Below are 21462 nucleotides of genomic sequence, written 5' to 3' on the forward strand. Positions count from 1 at the left end.
TGGATGGCCCCTCAAGACCAACCGCATGAACACTTTAGCTTCCCCGAAGAGGTACTCCCACGTGGTAACGCTCTCTAGTAATATCGTTGGCAGCAACCGCGACCAGGAATCCTCTGGATTTGCCTGGTGGGCCGGTAACGCTCGCCTGATTAATCTCTCTGGTAAACTGCTGGGCGCTCACGTTGCTCATGCGGGACTGATTGTTTTCTGGGCAGGCGCGATGACTCTTTTTGAGGTCGCCCACTTTATCCCTGAAAAGCCCATGTATGAGCAGGGTTTAATCCTGCTACCTCACCTGGCAAGCCAAGGTTGGGGCGTTGGTCCTGGCGGCGAAGTCATTGACATCTTCCCTTATTTTGTTGTTGGCGTCCTCCATTTGATCTCGTCTGCTGTACTCGGCTTCGGCGGTATTTATCACGCCGTTCGTGGCCCTGAAGTGTTGGAAGATTACTCTTCTTTCTTCGGCTACGACTGGAAAGACAAGAACAAAATGACCAACATCATCGGGTTTCACCTGATCTTGCTTGGGCTTGGTGCTTTCTTGCTGGTAGCAAAAGCCATGTTCTTTGGTGGTCTTTACGACAGTTGGGCACCTGGTGGTGGGGACGTTCGTGTCGTTACCAACCCAACCCTTAACCCTGCAGTCATCTTTGGCTATTTACTGAAGTCTCCCTTTGGTGGTGAAGGCTGGATTGTCAGCGTCAATAACCTGGAAGATATTGTCGGTGGTCACATTTGGTTGGGTCTGATTCTGATTGCAGGCGGTATCTGGCACATCGTGACTAAGCCGTTTGGTTGGGCTCGTCGCGCCTTGATCTGGTCTGGCGAAGCCTATCTTTCCTACAGCCTCGGTGCGTTGTCCTTGATGGGCTTTATCGCTGCGTGCTTTGTCTGGTTTAACAACACTGCATATCCCAGCGAATTCTACGGTCCGACGGGTCCTGAAGCGTCGCAAGCGCAAGCATTGACCTTCTTGATTCGTGACCAGCGTTTGGGTGCCAATGTGGCGTCTGCACAAGGCCCGACCGGTCTGGGTAAATACCTGATGCGCTCTCCGACTGGCGAAATTATTTTCGGTGGTGAAACGATGCGCTTCTGGGATTTCCAAGGCCCCTGGTTGGAGCCTCTGCGTGGTCCTAATGGTCTTGATTTGAACAAAATCAAGTACGACATTCAACCCTGGCAAGCACGTCGGGCAGCCGAGTACATGACCCATGCGCCTTTGGGTTCATTGAACTCAGTGGGCGGCGTAGCAACGGAGATCAACTCCTTTAACTACGTGTCTCCTCGTTCCTGGCTGTCATGTTTCCACTTTGTGATGGGTTTCTTCTTCCTGGTGGGTCACCTCTGGCATGCGGGTCGTGCTCGTGCCGCGGTGGCTGGCTTTGAGAAGGGGATCGATCGCGACACTGAGCCCGTGCTTTCCATGCCTAACCTCGACTAACGCTTGAGCGTCAATCAAGGCTAGTTTGGGTTTAACTGAAAGGCCCCTACTGTGAAGTGGGAGCCTTTCAGTTTGATGGTGATAACTTTGATGGTCGTTAACTGACAAACGCACCAAAATCCATGCGCGGTCTCCAGCAACTGGGGTATTCTGAACGTAATCACAATCGAAATTACGGCAAAAAAGGCTCTGAAAGCAGCATGAAGTTGGCAAAGCGAGTTGAGCAGGTAACGCCCTCATTGACCTTGGCGATCGATGCCAAAGCCAAGGCTCTGAAGGCATCGGGAGTGGATATTTGCAGTTTTAGCGCTGGGGAGCCTGATTTCCCAACACCAGATCATATTCTGGCAGCCGCAAAGCAAGCGCTTGATGACGGTAAGACTCGCTATGGTCCAGCCGCTGGTGAACCCCGCTTACGAGAGGCGATCGCCCAAAAGCTGCAGAAGGATAATGGGCTTTGCTTTGGTGCCGAAAATATTATTGTCACGAATGGCGGCAAGCATTCATTGTTTGACTTGATGCTGGCCATTATTGACGCTGGCGACGAAGTAATTATTCCTTCCCCGTTTTGGGTCAGTTACCCCGAAATGGTGAAGCTAGCAGGTGGCATCCCGGTGATTGTACCAACCGATGAGAAAAGCCAGTTTAAAATCACACCCGCGCAGCTCCAGCAAGCAATCACACCCAAAACGAAGCTTTTTATTATTAATTCGCCCTCCAACCCCACTGGGATGGTTTATACACCAGCGGAACTAGAGGCACTGGCGGCGATCGTGGTTGCCAATGATCTACTGGTTGTCTCTGACGAAATCTACGAAAAGCTGATTTACGACGGTGCCCAACACGTTAGTATTGGCGCACTCGGCCCAGAGATCTATGAGCGAACCCTGGTCAGCAGTGGCTTTGCGAAAGCCTATTCTATGACCGGGTGGCGAGTGGGTTGGTTAGCGGGACCAGTAGAGATTATTCGAGCGGCGACGTTGATTCAAGGGCACAGCACATCGAACGTTTGTACGTTTGCTCAATGGGGAGCGATCGCGGCGCTGGAAGGTTCTCAGGACTGCGTTGAGTCCATGCGAGTCGCCTTTGCCGAACGCCGTCAGTCTATGTTTGACCTCATCAACGCGATACCTGGATTGAGTTGTGCGAAACCAGATGGTGCCTTTTACCTCTTGCCCAGCATCGCCCAAACAGGCATGACATCGCTAGAGTTTTGCGATGCCTTGTTAGAAGAACAAAAGGTTGCCTTGATTCCTGGCATTGCCTTTGGCGCTGATGACTTTATTCGCCTTTCCTACGCTACCGATATGGACACCATCAAGCGGGGCATGGAGCGATTGGATAAATTTGTGCGTTCACGAAGTGGCTCCATCGGAGCATCGAGAATCCAATAGCGCTCAACAGTCGGCAGGATCGCAGCGAATTTCGATCAAAAAGCCATCCGGGTCATAGAAATAAATGCCTCGTCCGGTCGGGCGCGTCACGGGGCCGTGATCAATGGTCACCTGGCTTTTTTGTAGTATGTCTACTACCTGGTCAAATCCATCAGGCGCAACGTCGAAGGCCAGATGATTAGCACGGGTAAACTGTTGACATGGATCGAGATGAGGCGGCAACAACTCCGGCTCCCAAAACAAATCAATTACCGTACCATCAGGCGTCACAAAGTTGGCAACTTTGCCCTCGGCAACCAATGCCTTAAGGGTGGTTGGCACGGCATCGCCTGTCAACTCACGCAACCCCAGAAACATGCCATAGAAGTGACGGGAGACCTGCATATCTTTCACATTGAAAGCGATATGATGCACCGATCGCAGTGCCCCTACAGCAAGACCACTGGTTAATTGAGATGTCGCTAACATGGCACTGAGCCTATCGGTAGAGTATTGACTAAAACTGATTTTGACTGATCAAGACCTGAAACATCAAGCCTGCCAAGCTTTTATCGCGGCATCCCTTAGAGATGAGTGACCTGGAGTTCGAACCCAGAACCAGCAGCTTAAGGGTTCGAGATCATCATTCGAGATGATAAAACCTGAAACCACAGCTTGCCTCCATCATGAAGCAATCGCCGTAACTAACAAATGATTTCAGCATGCCTCATCATGTATCTCGCTGATTCAGTTGCTAGGTTAACGTTGGCGGATCAGCTAAACGACCATCCTCCATATAAATAATACGATCGGCAATATCCAAAATACGGTTGTCGTGTGTCACCAGCAAAATGGCGCACGCCTGTTCCTTGGCGAGTTTTTGCATCAGTTCGACAATGTCGCGCCCGGATTGTTTGTCGAGTGCCGCTGTGGGTTCATCGGCAAGAATCAATTGAGGCTGGCTGACTAAGGCACGGGCGATCGCCACACGCTGCTTTTGCCCACCAGAAAGCGTTTCGGGATAGTAATCGACTCGGTCTGCCAGTCCAACGGCATGAAGCATGGCAGTGGCTTTGTGTCTCCGCTCTAGTGGTGGGATGGAGTGATGGAGCTTGAGTGACATCGCCACATTTTCCCAGGCAGTGAGGCACTTGAGTAGATTGTGCGATTGAAAGATAAAGCCAATTTGATTGCGCACCTGCATGAGCTTGCGTTGGCTGGCGCCATTCAATTCCTGGTTCAAAACCTTCAGGCTGCCGTGCTGCATTCCCCTCAGTGCGCCAATCAGCGTTAGCAATGTGGTTTTGCCGCTGCCGGATGGACCGGTCAGGATGACGATTTCTCCGGGTTTTATCTCAAGATTGATATCAATGAGAACCGGTTTTTGCAGTATGCCTTTACCAAAGGTGTGATTCAGCTTGTGAATCGCAATCACCGACGTTTGCAACACAGTAGTTTGGAGCATAGACTGGCAAGCAAAGTTTGCAGCGAGGTAAAGCTTGAACAGAGACAAAGGGTGGAAAGTAAAGGGCTAAAAAACATCTGCAGGATCGGCAGACCGTAGCTTGTTAGACGCGATCGCGGCTGACACCGTACACATCACAAACGTCAACACAAAAACCGTGAGGGCAATTTCTGGACTCATGAGCAGTTCCAGTCGAGTTAAACCACCGAGAAAGCCATACATCCAGACGGAGATCAACCATCCAGGGATAAACCCTAGAACAGCGAGAATCGTGGCTTCCTGAAAAATCACCATGAGTAAGGCGCGATCGGAGTAACCCATCGCTTTGAGCGTGGCGTATTCCGCCAAATGATCGTTCACATCGCTGTAAAGAACTTGATAAACAATCACTACGCCGACGATAAAGCCCATGATGGTGCCAAAGCTAAAGATTGGGCCTACAGCCGTGCTTTCCTGGAACGCCAATTCTTTCGCGACCAGCTCTGCGTGGGTGTATGCCTTGATGCCTGGGACGCTTTTCTCAATCCCAGCTTTCACCGCTTCAGGGTCTGCATCGGCTGCTAGTGTCACCACACCAACACTGACTTGATTGAGCAAATTGGCACCAAAGATATCAGCAAACGTTGCTTCGCTCATGATCACGTTGCCACCACCCAAAAAGAACGAGTTGCCGAGGTTAAAAAGCCCCTCAACAGTGACTCGACGGTTGTTTAGCATTGCCATGACAGTGCCTTTTTCGGCCAAAAGCTGGGGAATGGGGCCAAAATCAGGCTTGGCTTGTCGATCGAACAGCACGCTATTGGGCGTCGTCAGCCGTTGCTGCTGCTGGATGACCGCTGGAAGGTCAAACACGGTTTGCGTTGGGTTAAAGGCAAAAACTCGACCTTCAAAGGATTTCTTTTGCTCGGAATACGCCCAGGACGTTGGCGAAATGTACAGCGGCGTCGTAGAGAGCACGCCTTCAACGGCAGCCGCTTGATACAACCGAATGCGATCGAAGCCGTTCGATCCCAAAAACTCGGTGCTGGGGTTGAGCAAAAACAAGTCCCCTTTTAGACTTTGAGGTAAGGCCGTTGCACCACCAGTAAAGAGCGACAGAAAACCTAACTGCATGAAAATCAAGACATTAGCAAAGGAGATGCCACCCATCGCCACTGCCAGACGCACCTTTTGATGCGAAAGCTGTGCCCAGGCAAGCGGTCGCTGCATTTGCCAAGCATTGAGCAACGACTTGAATGCTTTGAAATCCACTAGATGGTGTGCTTTGGTCATAGTGTTGATCCAGATGGGAACGGGGGGCAAGGGCAGGAGTAGAGGACACCCAACGCAAAATGCTCTAGCTTGTCGGCGCAAAGCGCTACTCAAAACTCAAAACTCAAAACTCAAAACTCCAGCCATCAGCGGTCAGCGGTCAGCCTGCTTCTAACCGCTAACAACCCCCTCTCCCTCTGGGTGAATGGTAAAAATGCAATAGCTCTACGGCTGGCTTGTTCACGTCTAGCATCCGTAAGCTTGACGCGCACTTGCATGTTGGTAAACGCAGCAACCTTAGCGTTATCGGTGGGATCAACCCGAATTTTGACGGCAATGGTGCGGGCATTGTTATCCGTGGTGGGGGTGTTAACGGCATTCGCTTCTTGCAGCGATCGGCGACCCACTTGTAGCCCAACGAACTCGACCGTGCCACGAACCTCGCCGCTAAACCCGCCATATTCGCTGGTAATCGTTGCCTGTTGCCCGTTCCGCACTCTGCTAACATCAATTTCTGAAACCTCAGCGGTGACAATCATCTGGGTCGTTTGTGCCAGTTCCATGATGCCCTGAGCTGTATTCACCTGTTCGCCAACGTGCGTGTTGATTCTGAGAATCTGCCCTGAGATGGGAGCGCGCACCTGCACATCTTCTAGCAGCGCTTGACGTTGCTGGACGGCAATTTTGGCTTTGTCTAACTGCGCGGTGGCAATTTGCACATCCACCGGACGCACTTCTCGCAGTTCGGCTAATTTGGCGCGTTCTTGTGCAATTTCGGCAGGAAGCGTGGTGAGAGTTTGCTGCAATGTAGCGGTACGCTCTGCCAGATCAGCGCGAGCCGTGTTGAGTTCTCGCTGGGCAGTATCGAGATCGGCACGGGCGATCGCACCTTCCTGTTGCAAAGTTTGCCGTCGTTGATAGGTTAAAACAGCATTGTGGAGAGTTGCTTCGGCGCTGGCGATCGCTGCCTTGCGCTGCTGCGTTTCTGCTTTAAGCTGCGCTTCCAAGCGGGCGATCGTCGCCTGTTGAGCCACGCTTTGGGCTTGTTTAGCGTCTCCTTGCGTCACTTTCGCCAGAGTCGCCTGTTGTAACCGCACATCGGCTCTGGCATCTTGCACATCGGCTTGTCGGCGATCGATGCCTTGCAGCAGGGCAATCAATTGTCCCGCCTGCACGCGATCGCCCTCTTTCACCAAAATGCGGTTCACTCGGCTGTCCTGAGCGTTGGGTACCGATAGCTTGATGACTTCACCCTCTGGCTCTAAGCGTCCGAGGGCAACCACTGCCGTTACAGGAGCTGCCTGCACTGCAGTCTGTGAAGAAGCCGTGGGATTGGGTAGACCGCAAGCCGCGCACAAACTGGCAACTCCCACCAATACGGCAAACCTCCGTACCTGACCGATAGAATGGCGAATCCACATAGACTTGCGACGCTTGAACTACACTCTTTGCAGCATACGCAAAGCACAGGGCTGCTGACCCTACCAAACATCATCAAGCTGGGTTGCCATTAGTCATGTCATGGCAATGACGTTGGTCATGGTAGAAAAAAGGATGGATACTGCAAAATGTGGTAAGTATTGCGACAACACTCATTGTGGCTACTGATACGCCGATGAAGCACTTGAAACAGTTTCCCTGGCTGCCTCGCGATCGTCCCACCACGATCGCGCCTGCATCGGCACCGCTGCGGCAAATCATCCGGTACGCTGAATGGGTGCTGCTGTTGATGATGACGTTGTTGTATGCGATCGAGCGGTTTTTCCCTGTGACCTTTAATGCCGGAACGCTGCTGCCAAGGGTGATTGTGCTCAACAGTCTCTTTTTGCTGCTGAGCTTTTGGTTTCCGATCGAGCGTCCACTCTGGCAGCGCCGCGCTTATATTGCGATCGAGATGGGCCTGGTGCTGGTTGCCAGCTTTATGGGCATTGAATCCAGCATTCTGCTTTATTTTTTTCTCATCAAAAGCTGCTTCTTTCTCAGCCGTCGAGAAGTTGTGTTCCTCATGATTGCAGTAGGGGCAGGCTATCTCACCAGCGTAGTCGGCAATATCCGCCAACTACAACAACAAACCCTGGAACAGCTTGCCAACTCGAAGCAACTGGGAGAACTCTTAAACCCGCTGGCTGTTCTCTCCTCGGCATCGATCGAGTACTTGGGCATTAGCATTTTTGTCATCCTACTCGGCTTTGTCATCGTGGCTGAGCGCGAGAGTCGGCAACGGGCAGAAACATTGGCCCAGGAGGTAAAAACTCTAGCGGCAGCTGTGGAGCGCACCCGTATCGCGCGAGACATTCATGATGCGTTGGGACATACCCTCACTACCTTGGGCGTACAGTTGGAAGTGGCTCAGAAACTGCGCCAGCGCAATCCGGAGCAGGCATTGGATGCGATCGACATGGCGAAAGCCTTGACCGATCAATGCCTGGAAGATGTCAGACTGGCACTGCACACAACCAATAATTCTGAATTCAATTTTGACCAGGCGTTACGGGTGCTAATTGACCAGGTCAGGCAAAACACAACGTTGATGATTACCACTGAAATCAATCTCCCATCATTGCCACCACAGACCAGCCAACAGCTTTATCGGATTGTGCAAGAAGGGTTAACCAACGTGCGCAAACATGCCAGTGCCTCCTGTGTCAAACTGCGGCTTTACAGCACAGTAGAACGCATCCATCTGACACTCACCGATGATGGTAGGGGTTTTAATCCGACATTGCCCTGTAGTGGGTTTGGCTTACAGGGCATTCAGCAGCGAGTCAGTCTTCTTGCGGGAGATTTCACGGTCAAGAGCGCGATCGGTGAGGGCACTCAGCTTGAGGTCAGCATTCCACAATGATCAAATTGCTGCTGGCAGATGACCAGGTTCTCTTTCGGCAAGGGTTAGCATTTTTACTCTCCCTGGAACCGGATTTGGCGATTGTTGGTGAGGCGAGCGATGGCAGAGAAGCGGTGGCCCTGGCTGAAACACTGCAGCCCGATGTGATTTTGATGGATGTGCGGATGCCGATCGCCGACGGGGTGAACGCCACTCGTGACATTCACCAACGGTATCCCCAGATGCGGATTCTTGTGCTCACAACCTTTGATGAAGATGAGTATGTGTTCAAAGCGCTACAAGTCGGCGCAGCAGGGTATTTGCTCAAAAATACACCGTCCGAGCAACTCGCTGCTGCCATCCGACTCGTGCATGAGGGCTATAGCCAACTGGGACCCACGATCGCGCCTAAAGTATTTGCCCAGCTTCAGTCACCTGCAACGCTAGCAAAACGGACTGAATATTGGCTGTTGAGCGATCGCGAACGAGACGTGCTGAAACTGCTTGGCGAAGGCAACAGCAACCGCGAAATTGCTCAGAAGCTACATCTGACTGAAGGGACGGTCAAAAATCACATCACGCGGATTTTATGTCAGCTTGGGGTGCGCGATCGCTTGCAGGCAGCACTTTGGGCACAAAAGTGTTTGTGACACTTTACCCGGTATTTTTGTGTGCGGATACCGGGTAACCTTTGAGCAATTGCATTGGTGAACCATGCCATTGTCAATTGCCCTTAGAATTGTTTCTTGAGGGCAAAGGCATAGTCATCAGCCTGTAAAAACAGCCTAGACAATGGGTGACCTGGGATTCGAACCCAGAACCAGCGGATTAAGAGTCCGATGCGCTGCCATTGCGCCAGTCACCCATTAGTTAAGAGCCTATCATAGCAAACAAACGGTGTGCCTGCTATACACCCGCTTAGAGGGTTTTGGTTAGTTCGCCCAACGATAGTGAATAGCCGGATACGATTGCTCCAGAATAAAAAGCAAGACGCTATGAAACCATTGGCCAATGACTAAACGCATTCTTGTCATCGATAACGAGCAGTACATTCAAGAAGTAACGCAGATTTGCTTGCGAGCGACTGCCGGTTGGCAAGTTTTGATGGCAAGCTCAGGACGCGAAGGCATTGCCAAAGCAGAAGCTGAACAGCCCGATGCGATTCTGCTGGATGTGATGATGCCCGATATGGATGGACCGACAACCTTTCAAAAATTGCAAGAGAATCCAGCCACCCAACAGATTGCAGTCATCTTGCTCACCGCAAAAGTGCAAGCATCCGATCGCCGTCGCTATGATGAGATGGGTGTTAAAGGCGCGATCGCTAAGCCCTTCAATCCGCTACAGCTAGCCAGTCAGGTTGCAAACGTTCTAGGCTGGAAGCTTTGAAAAAACGATCAAGGTTGAGTGGCTTTCTGAATTCACACTATTCAACTCAATGCTCATCAGTTCCTACCATCCTCACAAGTTTCTCAAGTTGTTTGCCTAACCTGGGAGTAGAATCTCACGCCGCATGTAGTTGTGGTTGGCTTGGGAGGGATTCAGTGGAGATGGTCAGGCAGATTAATGATGAGCTTGCAATTGCGGGACTCGTTACAGTTAAGCAGTTACAGCAGCTTCCCGAAGCAGGCTTTAAGTCTGTATTGAATTTACGATCGCTGGACACGTATCGCCTGCGCGACGAGCAACGGTACGTTGAAAGTTTGGGCTTATGCTATGCCCACCTACCGATTGATCATGAAGTCATGAGTGCTGAGCTTGTACTCAGAGTCATTCAACAACTGAATGAATTAGCTAAGCCCACACTGGTCTATTGCAGCAATGAAATGCTTGCGGCTGCAATGGTGTTAATGTACATTGCGATGCGTCAGGGCGAAACGTTCCCACAAGCCTTTAAGCGAGCGGAAAAAATTGGGCTCTTTAGAATCTCGGTTCAGCCAGTACCGACGTCCTCTGCGAGGTGAATCTGTTCCCTGATGAGTCGTTGTATCCTCACAAGTTCCTCATCTTTGTCATCTATGTTTAGTTCTTAGACTCACGCTAAATTGCTACAGATGACGAAGGAGTATGCGCAAGCAGAATTGAGGGACAAGCCATGAAACAAATGACTGCACATAAGGTGACTGCGTTTAGCATTGATGCACTCAGAGATGATGTTCGACACCTGGTTGAAAAAGGCACTGTCAGCCGTTATCAACCCATCTATACACTCTGTCGGTATATTCCTTATCGTGAATGGCTCTGCGCAGAGCGTGAACTAGAAAGTAACAATTATTTACTCCGAGACCCCGTCATTGACCTGCTGGGGCGCGAGGACTGGACTAACGATTAAATTCTATAGGCCTCAGTTATGAGGAGAGCATGCATGAAAAACCAGAAAGTGAATCCATCGATCGCGCTGATGGAAATGCCTCTGGCCCTTATGTAGAGTCGCTAGTCATCCATGCTCCCGATTCTCTTGTTTCATCGACCAATCAACGGGTACATATTTTCAATCCAGCGCTGAACGATCGTACAACCTGAACCAGCGACCAAACTGAGATCCATATTCTTAAAGATGGCAGCCGCATTGTGACTGGCTATCGGAAGCTATTGACAGAAACCAATATGACATAGACATTAGTCTCGTTTTCGCCGCTTCCGCCCCAGCCTTTGAGTCTAGAACTCAACTCAGAAAGGAGTCTAGCGTGCGGCAGCGTTCAAGCGGTACCCATCCTGAAGTGCAAAGTGCCCTGCTTCCCAAAGACATTCCAATTTCCAGAACTGCCCCGGTTTCGCCTGCGGTAAGAATCCGGAGACCTTGACCATAAACGGCTTTTCTAGACTATTGGCTCGGTTGCGATGGATGCGCAACAGATGCTTACTGCCTTTGGTTGAGAACAGTTGTCCAGCGATAAGAAAGATGCCTGGCTCCGGCTCCGGTTCTTCAGTCTGAAAAGATTTAGCCCAGAAAACAGGGCCATTCCGGGTAGACCTGGGATACAAGCCGAAATAGCCTGAAGGGGAGTGATCCTGAGTGTCTAGCCAACGGCGCAACCGTTCGTCGAAACCTTGCAGAGTGAGCTTCTCACCGTCGTTAAGCAGTAAATAGGGCTCTCCCTGTTCACTCAAGGTTCCGGCCAAAAAGCCAAAAGCCTGATACTCAAACGCTGGCGGTGGCGGCAAGAAGGGGATAGCGCGCACCTGCGGGTTTGGCTGTCTCACTGAGTTCGGTGTTTTTTTGGGCATCAGCGTATTTCCTGGCATAGAAAAGCCCCTGGGCGTCTGTCCGTGTTTCGACTCCAGGGGCTTTTCAGTTCTACATAGCTCCTCACACCAATTAGTATAGCGCTTCAGGCCTTGCCCGTCTACTAACCTTAAGCTCGATCGCTCCGTTCCTTCCTTAGGCCTTGTTAAAAAATAACTGCATACTTTTGGATTAGCGATCAGCTATCAGCCATCAGCGGTCAGCTTTTCTCCAATGGCTGACCGCTGACGGCTGACCGCTACAGTCCATGACGTTATTTCTTTACGGCCCCTTAGTCAATCAGGCAGTTCTCTTGCCCCGGTGTATTAAGACTTCCACTGTTGAGCCCTACCGTCGCTGCTGCAAACTCTGCCATCTGTTGCTCTAACTCCTCTGGAGTAATTAACGCCGATTCCAGCGCTAGATGCTCCAGCGCAGCAAGCCATCGCTGATAGTAATTCCAGCTTGGGTCATCTAACGCATGCTCAGTTTCCCATGTAGCAATAGACGCAATGAGCTGCTGACGGAACTCTTCCCATTCGTAATGCCCCTTTTTAGAGAGCGCGATCGCCATACCAAAAGCACGGCTTTCCCACGAATCGTCAAAGCTCAGTTCCCCATTACACCGCGGTGGAGAGTCTTTAGCACCTAGCATACTGGTAGCGGCAAAGTGTTCAAACTTCGTTTGCATTATTCCTCCTTAGGACTGGTTAAAAAATAACTGCATACGTTTGGATTAGCGGTCAGCGATCAGCTTTTCTCTGACTGCTGACTGCTAATCGCTGGCCGCTGCAGTCCACGACATTATTTCTTTACAGTCTCTTACATCAAGCAACACTCACTTTCGCGACACCCATCATGGCTTCTGGGGTCAATAAAGAGGCTAGTTTGGCTTCGCTCATGCCAGCAGTACCTGCCGGACGTTCAGGCAGTACCCACCAGCGAATTTGGGAACTGCTATCCCAGACCTTAATTTCGACGGATGGAGCTAACGCCAAGCCAAATTCCTTCAGCACAGCCCTTGGCTCTCGCACTACACGGGATCGGAACGTTGGGTCTTTGAACCAGTAAGGCGGTAGCCCCAAGGTTGTCCAGGGATAGCAGGAACAGAGGGTACAAACAATGACATTGTGCACTTTCGCCGTATTTTCAGCCACTTTCATGTGTTCCCCTTCAGCGCCTGACATACCGGGTGGAAACTTCATCTCAGCGATCGCGGCGTTGGCATCTGCCAAAAGGCGGGCTTTAAAAGCTGGATCAACCCAGGCACGAGCAACAATTTTGGCACCGTTAAAGGGGCCCATTTCCGTTTTGAAGTAGTTCAACACTTTATCAACAGTGTTGCCAGTAATGACTCCTTTCTTAATGAGCAATGCTTCCAGTGCCCGTACACGAGCCGCACTGTAAATTTCGCGATCGGTATCGTAATCAAAATGGTCATAACTGCTCATCAGCATTCTCCTCACACAGCTTCAAGGTAAGTTTCAAACAGGTCGTCGTAGTAGGTTGAGTTGAGTTCAGACAGTGCTTCGCCCCAAACATCTTTGGGCCGGAACGAGACGAGGTAGACCGGCATCGGAGTCCCGATACCATCTGGCCCTGTGGGGAAGAAGTAGGTGTAAGCATCGGGATAGACCGAATCAATCACCCCAACCTTGCCTCTTAAATGTCCGGGCAACCGAGTGTGGGCGACGGGTGGAATATTTTTCACCTTGACCTTCATACCCGCTGCAAACTTGGGCTTCGCAGACACCTCTCGCTTCGGTGAATCGCCTTCGCGCAAGTACCGGATCACCTGGTCATCGATCGCGGGATTGCCACCCTTCGGTAGAGGCGCTTGACCCAGGTTGCCACTGGCCAGATACGCAGAGGTTTGGGCGTCCAATTCTGCGCGGGTGACATAACCCTTTTCGATAAAGAAACCAGAAATACCACCCAACCACTTTTCGTAGTAGCGCAACCGGAAGTAATCGAAGGGATTCATCCCCTCAGCACCCATGCGCAGATGCCCCCACGTCCAAAAGTCTTTGAAGGCGGTTGGCACTTTTTTGATGGGGTACTTCGGCAAGGTCTCATCTAGATGGTTACTCAATCCCATCATGGCAACATGGATACCAAAAATGCGCTCTTCCCACTCTTCAACAAAGACGCGCTTCTGAAAGGTAACGGGCCCCAAACCCTCAAGTCCGCCCAGCTGATGCTGTAATTTCATACACTCCTCCTCTTGATGCTATGCAGTGTTTAATTGAGACCACGATCGCGGCATTGAAACTTAAACCAGACAGGTGCGAAACTCATCCCGCAACGCGACTTCATCTAAGTCGCGTCCGATGAAAACCAATTCATTGCGGCGAGTTTCACTGGGTTTCCAGGGTTTGCCTGGTCTACCCTCTAGCGTCATGTGAACCCCTTGAAAGACAAAGCGGCGATCCTCGTCATCCACATTCATAATTCCTTTCATCCGAAAGATGTTGGCACCTTGAGCTTGCACTAACTGATAGAGCCAGCGATTCAACTTGTCGCTACTCACCGTCCCTGATTCAGTAATAGCCACCGAAAAGACTGACTCATCATGTTCATGCGCCGCTTCCTCTAAAAATTGAGGGTCGATACTTAACGCCTGCTTCAGGTCAAAGGCGTTGATCCCTAGAACAGCTTTCAGATCCACATCACAGTTTTGGGTGGAGTAGATTTTGGCGATCGCGTTCATGCTTCGTACCCGGTGCTCTAGGATCTGAAGCACCTCAGGGGTAACGAGGTCAATTTTGTTGAGCAGAATCACATCAGCGAACGCAATTTGCTCCTGGACTTCACTGCTATCCCAGTGCTCCCAGATGTGTTTAGCATCGACAACAGTGACGATCGCATCCAGGGCTGTTTGAGTCTGCATCACCTCATCCATAAAGAACGATTGGATCACCGGTGCGGGATCGGCAAGCCCCGTCGTTTCAATCAGCAGATGGTCAAACTGCTCCCGCCGATCGAGCAGTTTGCCGATGAGCCGGATCAAATCCCCGCGTACAGTGCAGCAAATGCAACCGTTATTCATCTCCAAAATTTCTTCATCGGCACCAACCACTAGCTGATGATCAATCCCGACTTCACCAAACTCATTCACAATCACAGCCACTTTTTGACCGTGTTGGACGGTCAAAAGGCGATTCAGTAGGGTTGTTTTGCCTGCTCCCAGGTAACCAGTCAACACGGTGACAGGCATTTTGTTAACCAGTGCCATTTCTTCTCCTTCCCACTAAGCGCAGCACACGCGAAACCCAATGATGCGATTCAAAGCAGCAGCCGGATAACCCGATCGCTTCGCAGAACGTGCTTGATCAGGGGTATCTGACCAGGCTCCACCCCGGAGCGATCGCCAATCAGACGTGCCACCGTTGACCCAGGCAACGCTACGACTCGATGCACCGCTATAGCTGTCATGCCAGGTATCGGCACACCATTCCCACACATTCCCATGCATATTGCCTAAACCAAACGCATTGTATGAGAAACCATCAACTGGCGCAGTTGACTGACGATAATCGCCTTCGGACTCTAAAGCGTAGGTAAAGGCGCTGCCATAGTTTGCCAACTGACTGGTAATGGTTTCACCAAAATGGAAGGGGGTCGTGGTACCCGCACGGCAGGCATATTCCCATTCTGCTTCACTGGGCAAGCGGTAGGTCGAGCCCGTGTGTTTGGAGAGGCGATCGCAAAATTCCACAGCATCAAACCAGGACACCGATTCCACAGGAAGATCATTGCCTTTAAAGTGAGATGGATTCAGAGGCAACCCGCGTTTCACTCGCGGCAAGGTAGCAACCATACGCCACTGTGCTTGCGTCACAGGCTGCTGACTCATGAAGAAAGCGGGAACCGTCACCCGACGTCGTGGCCTCTCACTGTCCAGGCTAGAACGCTCGGTGGTGGCTGCACCCATCAAAAAGCGACCTTTGGAAATGGCGACCATATCTATGGTTAGCCCAGCCTCCAGGGCTTCCGCAAAAAATTGGGCTTGATGGGAACGACGGTCGTTCTCCTGACCATCACGACCCACGTTGATGGCTTCAAACGCAAACGTTTGGAGATTCGATCGGGTACTACCTAAATCCAGGTTGGTAGGTGACAACGCCGCCAGCGAACGATTTCCCAGCCCTACCGCCAATCCAACGCCGCCAAACCCCGCATACTGAACAAACCGCCGTCGTCGCATGTTGCATTCCTCCACCGATAATTTTATTTCATAGCGTCTTTGTTTTTACCAGCATGAAAACTTGCCAGATCAAACTCAGGACAGAGAACAGTGATGGATCTACAAAACTCGAAGTCTAAAACTCTCTCAAAAAAACTATTGAGGCTAAGTCACAGCTTAAACATAAAGCAATCTCTAACCGCATTCTTGAAACGCTTACCGTTTAGAAAACCTGAAAACTAGGAGCAGATGGATAGTGACTCTTAGTCGGTTTAACGAGATAACACTGAGACACTGAATCACTAAGCTTGCAAATAATTCATAAGCGAAAACACTGAATTAGATAATCTTTAGAGACGATAAAGCTAAAATACAGGCAGGAATAGTGCCTGGGAATACAAATTACAGTCGTGTGATGAAATGCCATCAATCACAACAAACTGTGTCAATCTATACGAAACCATTCTCGATTGTCTGTACAGTTAAGCTTGCCATCTTCGACAATCTTCAGAGTTAGAGACGCTATGATTTTTTTCCAACCTGTACACGCTTCAACAAAGTAGTATGAGATGGCTTGCGGTCGAGATTTTACAAAACATCGCGATGGGAAAGCTCGTGCACTACCTCTGGTTAATTCTGCATGGAATGGATTGGGCCAGTCGATACTGGTATCTCAGCAATGAGGCGCGGCGATTTAGGCATAAATTTGCAAGAAGTTGCCAACAGTGCGTCTAAGTTTGGGTTGCGGGGTGTGGTGCATGCATTGCGCGAAGAATTGCGTTCGCAACAAATCGGTGTGACGGTGATTAATCCTGATAATGTCGGCACACCTGAAGTTTTGGCTGATCTCGCAGCAGATAATCTATTGAGTGCTGAGGCAATTCCTCTAACGGATCTTTTGAGCATTCTTGATTGCATTCTCTCCTTGTCGCGAGCCACCTGCCTTAAAGAGATCGGTGTGCCTGCAATGTTAGGGAAGGGAGACTAATGCATCTTAGTTTGCTGTCCTTGATGGTTAGCGGCTGCGACGATTGAATTAGTTGCGAGCCAGAGCCACCTCTGCCTTTTGCCGTTAGCGCTTCAATCAGTGAGTAGGGGCGATCGCCCCACCCTCTTTTCCATCAACTGGTAACGTAAAGTAAAACGTGCTGCCCTCTCCTAACGTACTTTCGACCCAGATACGGCCTCCGTGCTGTTGCACAATATTGCGACAGATTGCCAGACCTAAACCAGTGCCATCCTGATTGCGAGAATCGGAGGCATCGACTTGCTGGAAGCGTTCAAAGATGGTTTCCAATTTGTCTGCCGGAATGCCACGCCCTTGATCGTTGACCTGGAGTAAAACGTGATCATTTTGTTGGGTTGCTGATAGGCAAACCGTAGCACCTTGAGCTGAAAACTTAATGGCGTTGCTCAACAGGTTGGTTAAGGTTTGGATGATGCGATCGCCATCCGCCCATACATGAATCGATAAGGGTGAAAACGATAATGTTACCCCAAACTTTTCTGCCATTGCTTGCATGACATCCGTAGCATTGGTCATCAAAGCGGCAATATTGCAGCGGTGTTTGTCCATCGTGACTTTGCCCGATTCAATCCGTTCCACATCAAGAACGTCATTCAGCAAGCGGATCAAACGTTCGGTGCCATCAACTGCAATGTCGAGTAGGCGTTTTCCAGTTTCAGGTTCGGCATCCAGCAAGCCACTTGCCAGCATGCCCAGCGATCCATGAATAGAGGTCAAAGGGGTACGGAGTTCGTGGCTGACCACTGAAATAAATTCATCTTTCATGCGTTCAATCACTTTGCGATCGCTTGTATCACGCAGAATCACTGTAAACACCGCTTCGCCCTTAAGCTGCAACTTAGAGATGGAGGCTTCCGCTGGAAACTCTTCCCCATTCTGGCGACGACCCACAATCTCGCGGCGTTCACCCATTTTGCGTGCTTCACCGGGCGATGTGGCAAAAGCAGCCACGTGCTGCTGGTGGGGTACTGCAAAGCGAAGCGGCAAGAGCAGATCCAACGGCTGACCGATCGCCGCTTGAGCCGTATAGCCAAAAATCCGTTCCGCTCCGTGATTAAACAACGTAATCCGTTGGTTAGCATCCACCGAAATCACTGCATCATCGGCAATTTCTAGAATGCCAGCAAACCGAGCCTGCGACACCCGCAGTTCTTCCTCAATTTGTTTGCGTTCACTTAATTCAGCCCGGAGTTGCTCATTCACGCTGACCAACTCAGCCGTTCGTTCGGCAACACGCAGTTCCAATTCATCTTTCGCTTTCTGGAGAGTCGCCTCGGTGTGCTGGCGCTCTGACTGCTCAGACTGGCGCAACGTGCCCAGGTTTTTGAGCAGTTTCACTCGTTCCAGACGATTGAGAATGCGAGTCACTAGTTCAGGGCCAACAATAGGCTTACTGACAAAATCATCGGCACCAGCGGCAAACACCTGATTCACAAGCTCGGCATTGGTATGAGCCGTGAGAAACAGAATGGGCAAGCCACTCCAACGCGAATCATGCCGCACGGCCTGACAGAGTTCAATGCCGTTGCTGTAGGGCATTTCAACATCCAGAATCAGTAAGTCAGGGGCACTCGTTTCCAGGATTTCCCAGAACTGGCGCGGGTCTTCCAGCGTTGTTAGCGCCAGTCCCCAGGGTGCCAGAATTTTCTGTAAAAGAGCGAGGATCTTGGGGTCATCATCGACTACCATCACGCTAACTTGGGCTGTCTGCGCTGGCGGACGATCGCACTCACTCGCCGCCAACAACATTGATGAAGCTTGAGTTGATGGAGCTTGAGTTAATGGGGTTGGATCAGCAGGCGATCGCTCAACGGTTTGTCGCAATGCCATAACTAATTGCCGCAACGCCTTAACCTGGCTCTGCTTTAAAGCGTGCTTTGACTTCAACAATTGCTCAATTTGTCGTGCTAAATCAGAGCCTCCTGGTAAGCCAAAAGTGCCCAACGCCCCTGCTAACGTATGGGCTTCCTGAATGGCCTGTTGCTTGAGTGCTGGCTCCAGCGATCTCGCCTCCAGAGATGTTATGGCCGCTTCTAAGACGGCAACCTGCTGGTGAATCCGTGCTTGAAATTTTTCCCATACGCCAGCGATCGCAGCGAGTGTTTGTTGCCCCACTTGTTTGCCACTGCTGGCGAAGGTAGCATCAGGTGGATCACCGGCACCGTCGATCGTTCGCTTTTCGCCTTGCGGCTTCCCTGCATGCAGCCGATAGCCAATGCCATAGACCGTCTCGACCAAATGGCCTTCTGCAACTGCTTTTAGCTTCTGTCGCAACCCTTTAATATGAGTGCGAACGGCTTCTTCACTAGGAATCTCTTCAAAAGTCCAGAGTTGCTCCAGGATCATGCCGCAGCTAAAAACTCGATGGGGATTGCGCAGAAATAATTCCAATAACGCATACTCTTTAGGCGTCAGCAGCAGCAGTTGATCAGCGTAGCTCACCTCACACACGCTTGGATCAAGCCGGAGCTTGCCCCACTCCAGCACAGGAGAGGTTGCCACGCCGCCTCGTCGCAGCAACGCCCGCACGCGAGCCGTTAGCTCCTCCGGTTCAAATGGCTTGACAACATAATCATCAGCTCCTGCATCGAGCCCAACTGCTTTGTCATGGCTGCTGTTGTGCGCTGTCAAGAGCAGAATCGGCATCTGATAACCGTGCGATCGCAGCCGCTGGCACAGGCTAATACCATCTAACCGAGGCAGCGTTACATCCAGCAAGATCAAATCGTAGACAAAGGCTTCCGCCAACGCCCATCCTGCCTGCCCATCAGAGGCAACCTCAACGGCATAGTTTTGATGCGTTAACGTTGCAACGAGTGCTTCAGCCGTCAGTGCGTCATCTTCTACAACCAGGATTTTCATATCACCGTGTTGAATAGCAGTCGATCGCAGCCTTACAGACTATGGTACTGTCCCACACCCTCCTTCCCCACAAGTTCCTCAAATTGTGCCTCTAATGTGAGCTGAAGAATCATACTACTCGCTAACAGTAATAGCTGCATTAACAACGAACGACTTGACGCTGCACTTGCGATAGAACGCTTATCTGACAGTCAAAGCGAATCTGTGCTGATCCCGGTTAATGACTTTGCCAGTGGTGCTGTCTCCTGCCGCCATGCCTTGAGTAAGTGAAGGGACAGCAAGATTTCTGCCAAGACGCGCTGAAAGGCGTAATACCAACCGGCTCGACCATCCAAAATACCGCGATGGAGGATCAATCATCCTTTATCCACAAGGGAATAGCGTTCTCCGGAACCTTTGAAAAGATCCATAAGCAAGCCTCAGCTCGACATGGAGCATGCCTGTTAGGGGATGCCTTCTAAGACCAAAGCATCGTCTCTAAGCACAGTAACGTTTCGAGAAGATGTTAAAGCTGGAGTCGTTAAATGCGACCAACTCAGCGAACGATCTCTACAGATCCATCGTTAGATCCATCATGTATAGGGGCATGTCAATGCCATATCCCGACACAGATATAGTGTTAGATCCATCATTCTGTAGAGGCATGACATTAACAGGCTCTCTTTAGGAAGCTGCCCAAGTAATTAACAGAATCATAGGTTGGGTTGAACAGCATGAAAACCCTAGCGCAGCCATGCCAAATGCTTGACACCAGCATTCTGTTGGGTTTCGTTAGACTCAACCCAACCTATGGCTCTCTACAGTTGCCATTGCTCTCATTAATCGTCCGCTGTAAAGTAGCGATCGAGGAAATTGAGTGCATGATTCCGCAACTCAAAATATTCAGGTGATTCTCGCAGCTGTTGGCGATCGCGAGGATGGGAAAAGGGCACTTCGAGAATTTCGCCGATTTTGGCAGAGGGGCCGTTCGTCATCATGACGATGCGATCGGACATATAAAGGGCTTCATCCACGTCATGAGTTACCATCAACACAGCCTGACGCTGGCTCTCCCAGATATTCAGTACCTGTCGTTGCAACTTACCGCGAGTCAGGGCATCCAGTGCCCCAAAGGGTTCATCCATTAGCAGCATTTTGGGGCGGATGGCCAGCGCACGGGCAATGCCAACTCGCTGTTTCATACCGCCCGAAATTTCATCGGGATATTTATGCGCAGCGGCTGTCAAGTTCACCATTGCCAGATGTTCATTCACGATTTGCGCTTTTTCGCTGCTGGAAAGCCCTTTCAGCACTTCATCTACCGCCAGGCGCACATTGTCTCGCACTGTCAGCCATGGTAACAGCGAATATTGTTGAAAGACCATCATGCGATCGCATCCCGGCTTGCGAACTTCTTTCCCTTCCAGCGTTACGAGCCCAGACGTCGATCGCTCTAACCCTGCCACGATTTTTAACAAGGTCGATTTACCACAGCCAGAATGCCCAATCAAGCAAACAAATTCATCTTCTCGCACGGTGAGATTAATGTTATCCAGCACGACAAATTCACCCTTGTCTGAAGTTGGATAGGCCTTAGTCAAATTTTCGATGACCAAAAAATCAACATTGACAGGCTTGTTTGGGTTTGTATCTGATGAGAAGAGCGTTGATTTAGTCATGATGGCTCCTTGGATGGAAGGGGAATGGGGGATGAGGGGGGAGAGTTTTGAGTTTTGAGTTTCAGGAGAGGGAAGAGGGGAGAGGGGAGAGGTGTAGGAGTTTTGAGTTCTTTAGCTTTCAGCCTTTAGCTTTCAGCCTTTAGCCT

General features: G+C 50.7%; 22 protein-coding genes and 1 tRNA gene. 9 read left to right on the top strand and 14 right to left on the bottom strand.

The window, feature by feature from the left end; translation table 11 throughout:
- Positions 1-61 precede the first annotated feature (61 nt).
- Positions 62-1444 carry a photosystem II reaction center protein CP43 gene (gene psbC, locus C7B82_RS20045; RefSeq protein ID WP_106258049.1) on the top strand — a complete coding sequence of 461 codons (1383 nt, stop codon included), beginning with the start codon at positions 62-64 and terminating at the stop codon, positions 1442-1444.
- Positions 1445-1644: 200 nt separating this feature from the next.
- A complete protein-coding gene (locus tag C7B82_RS20050; RefSeq protein ID WP_106258077.1) occupies positions 1645-2838 on the top strand; it encodes a pyridoxal phosphate-dependent aminotransferase in 1194 nt (397 codons plus the stop codon).
- Between the two features lie 3 nt (positions 2839-2841).
- On the opposite strand, the gene C7B82_RS20055 is transcribed toward C7B82_RS20050, so the two are convergent.
- The 4 genes from C7B82_RS20055 to C7B82_RS20070 form a co-directional block, all read right to left on the bottom strand.
- A complete protein-coding gene (locus C7B82_RS20055; RefSeq protein WP_106258050.1) occupies positions 2842-3306 on the bottom strand; it encodes a VOC family protein in 465 nt (154 codons plus the stop codon).
- Between the two features lie 265 nt (positions 3307-3571).
- On the bottom strand, positions 3572-4282 hold the full coding sequence (locus tag C7B82_RS20060; protein WP_106258051.1) for a DevA family ABC transporter ATP-binding protein: 711 nt from the start codon (positions 4280-4282) through the stop codon (positions 3572-3574).
- Between the two features lie 66 nt (positions 4283-4348).
- Positions 4349-5554 carry an ABC transporter permease DevC gene (devC, locus tag C7B82_RS20065; RefSeq protein ID WP_245940008.1) on the bottom strand — a complete coding sequence of 402 codons (1206 nt, stop codon included), beginning with the start codon at positions 5552-5554 and terminating at the stop codon, positions 4349-4351.
- A gap of 125 nt (positions 5555-5679) precedes the next feature.
- Positions 5680-6954 carry an HlyD family efflux transporter periplasmic adaptor subunit gene (locus C7B82_RS20070; RefSeq protein ID WP_106258052.1) on the bottom strand — a complete coding sequence of 425 codons (1275 nt, stop codon included), beginning with the start codon at positions 6952-6954 and terminating at the stop codon, positions 5680-5682.
- Between the two features lie 149 nt (positions 6955-7103).
- Between C7B82_RS20070 and C7B82_RS20075 the strand changes: the two genes are divergently transcribed.
- Both C7B82_RS20075 and C7B82_RS20080 read left to right on the top strand, forming a co-directional pair.
- Positions 7104-8378 carry a sensor histidine kinase gene (locus C7B82_RS20075; protein ID WP_106258053.1) on the top strand — a complete coding sequence of 425 codons (1275 nt, stop codon included), beginning with the start codon at positions 7104-7106 and terminating at the stop codon, positions 8376-8378.
- A complete protein-coding gene (locus tag C7B82_RS20080; protein WP_106258054.1) occupies positions 8375-9007 on the top strand; it encodes a response regulator in 633 nt (210 codons plus the stop codon). Before C7B82_RS20075 ends, C7B82_RS20080 begins: the two co-directional genes overlap by 4 nt.
- A 143-nt stretch (positions 9008-9150) precedes the next feature.
- Here C7B82_RS20080 and C7B82_RS20085 read toward each other — a convergent pair.
- Positions 9151-9222: transfer RNA gene (locus C7B82_RS20085), tRNA-Lys, on the bottom strand.
- 146 nt (positions 9223-9368) lie between these two features.
- On the opposite strand from C7B82_RS20085, the gene C7B82_RS20090 reads away from it, so the two are divergent.
- From C7B82_RS20090 to C7B82_RS35220, 4 genes are all read left to right on the top strand, one after another.
- Positions 9369-9746 (top strand): response regulator, encoded by a 378-nt coding sequence (locus tag C7B82_RS20090; protein WP_106258055.1) that lies wholly within the window; start codon positions 9369-9371, stop codon positions 9744-9746.
- 161 nt (positions 9747-9907) lie between these two features.
- Entirely contained in the window at positions 9908-10321 is a 414-nt protein-coding gene (locus C7B82_RS20095) for a protein tyrosine phosphatase family protein (RefSeq protein ID WP_106258056.1), read from the top strand.
- A gap of 131 nt (positions 10322-10452) precedes the next feature.
- Positions 10453-10689: a DUF4327 family protein gene (locus tag C7B82_RS20100; RefSeq protein ID WP_245940009.1), complete on the top strand. Its 237-nt coding sequence runs from the start codon at positions 10453-10455 to the stop codon at positions 10687-10689.
- Positions 10690-10718: 29 nt separating this feature from the next.
- A complete protein-coding gene (locus C7B82_RS35220) occupies positions 10719-10880 on the top strand; it encodes a hypothetical protein (RefSeq protein ID WP_219904606.1) in 162 nt (53 codons plus the stop codon).
- 159 nt (positions 10881-11039) lie between these two features.
- Here C7B82_RS35220 and C7B82_RS20110 read toward each other — a convergent pair whose 3' ends face one another.
- The 6 genes from C7B82_RS20110 to C7B82_RS20135 form a co-directional block, all read right to left on the bottom strand.
- Entirely contained in the window at positions 11040-11603 is a 564-nt protein-coding gene (locus C7B82_RS20110; RefSeq protein WP_106258057.1) for a hypothetical protein, read from the bottom strand.
- 272 nt (positions 11604-11875) lie between these two features.
- Complete coding sequence (locus tag C7B82_RS20115) at positions 11876-12274, bottom strand: nitrile hydratase accessory protein (protein ID WP_106258058.1); 399 nt, start codon at positions 12272-12274, stop codon at positions 11876-11878.
- Between the two features lie 136 nt (positions 12275-12410).
- Entirely contained in the window at positions 12411-13034 is a 624-nt protein-coding gene (gene nthA, locus C7B82_RS20120) for a nitrile hydratase subunit alpha (protein ID WP_181357582.1), read from the bottom strand.
- 11 nt (positions 13035-13045) lie between these two features.
- Positions 13046-13795, bottom strand: a complete 750-nt coding sequence (gene nthB, locus C7B82_RS20125) for a nitrile hydratase subunit beta (RefSeq protein WP_106258059.1) — start codon at positions 13793-13795, stop codon at positions 13046-13048.
- A gap of 60 nt (positions 13796-13855) precedes the next feature.
- Positions 13856-14818, bottom strand: a complete 963-nt coding sequence (locus C7B82_RS20130) for a CobW family GTP-binding protein (RefSeq protein ID WP_106258060.1) — start codon at positions 14816-14818, stop codon at positions 13856-13858.
- A 15-nt stretch (positions 14819-14833) separates the two neighbouring features.
- The gene (locus C7B82_RS20135; protein ID WP_106258061.1) at positions 14834-15790 is read right to left on the bottom strand and encodes a formylglycine-generating enzyme family protein; all 957 of its coding nucleotides are present in this window, start codon (positions 15788-15790) and stop codon (positions 14834-14836) included.
- A 619-nt stretch (positions 15791-16409) separates the two neighbouring features.
- Here C7B82_RS20135 and C7B82_RS20140 point away from each other — a divergent pair.
- Positions 16410-16757 (top strand): hypothetical protein, encoded by a 348-nt coding sequence (locus C7B82_RS20140; RefSeq protein WP_245940010.1) that lies wholly within the window; start codon positions 16410-16412, stop codon positions 16755-16757.
- A 96-nt stretch (positions 16758-16853) separates the two neighbouring features.
- Here C7B82_RS20140 and C7B82_RS20145 read toward each other — a convergent pair whose 3' ends face one another.
- The 3 genes from C7B82_RS20145 to C7B82_RS20150 all read right to left on the bottom strand — a co-directional run bounded on the left by C7B82_RS20145 (position 16854) and on the right by C7B82_RS20150 (position 21316).
- The gene (locus C7B82_RS20145) at positions 16854-19658 is read right to left on the bottom strand and encodes a response regulator (protein WP_106258062.1); all 2805 of its coding nucleotides are present in this window, start codon (positions 19656-19658) and stop codon (positions 16854-16856) included.
- Between the two features lie 191 nt (positions 19659-19849).
- A complete protein-coding gene (locus tag C7B82_RS32530; protein ID WP_219904607.1) occupies positions 19850-20014 on the bottom strand; it encodes a hypothetical protein in 165 nt (54 codons plus the stop codon).
- Between the two features lie 462 nt (positions 20015-20476).
- A complete protein-coding gene (locus tag C7B82_RS20150) occupies positions 20477-21316 on the bottom strand; it encodes an ABC transporter ATP-binding protein (protein WP_106258063.1) in 840 nt (279 codons plus the stop codon).
- Positions 21317-21462 lie beyond the last annotated feature (146 nt).

Origin of the sequence: Stenomitos frigidus ULC18, from assembly GCF_003003795.1 — a bacterium.
Taxonomy (GTDB): domain Bacteria; phylum Cyanobacteriota; class Cyanobacteriia; order Leptolyngbyales; family Leptolyngbyaceae; genus Stenomitos; species Stenomitos frigidus_A.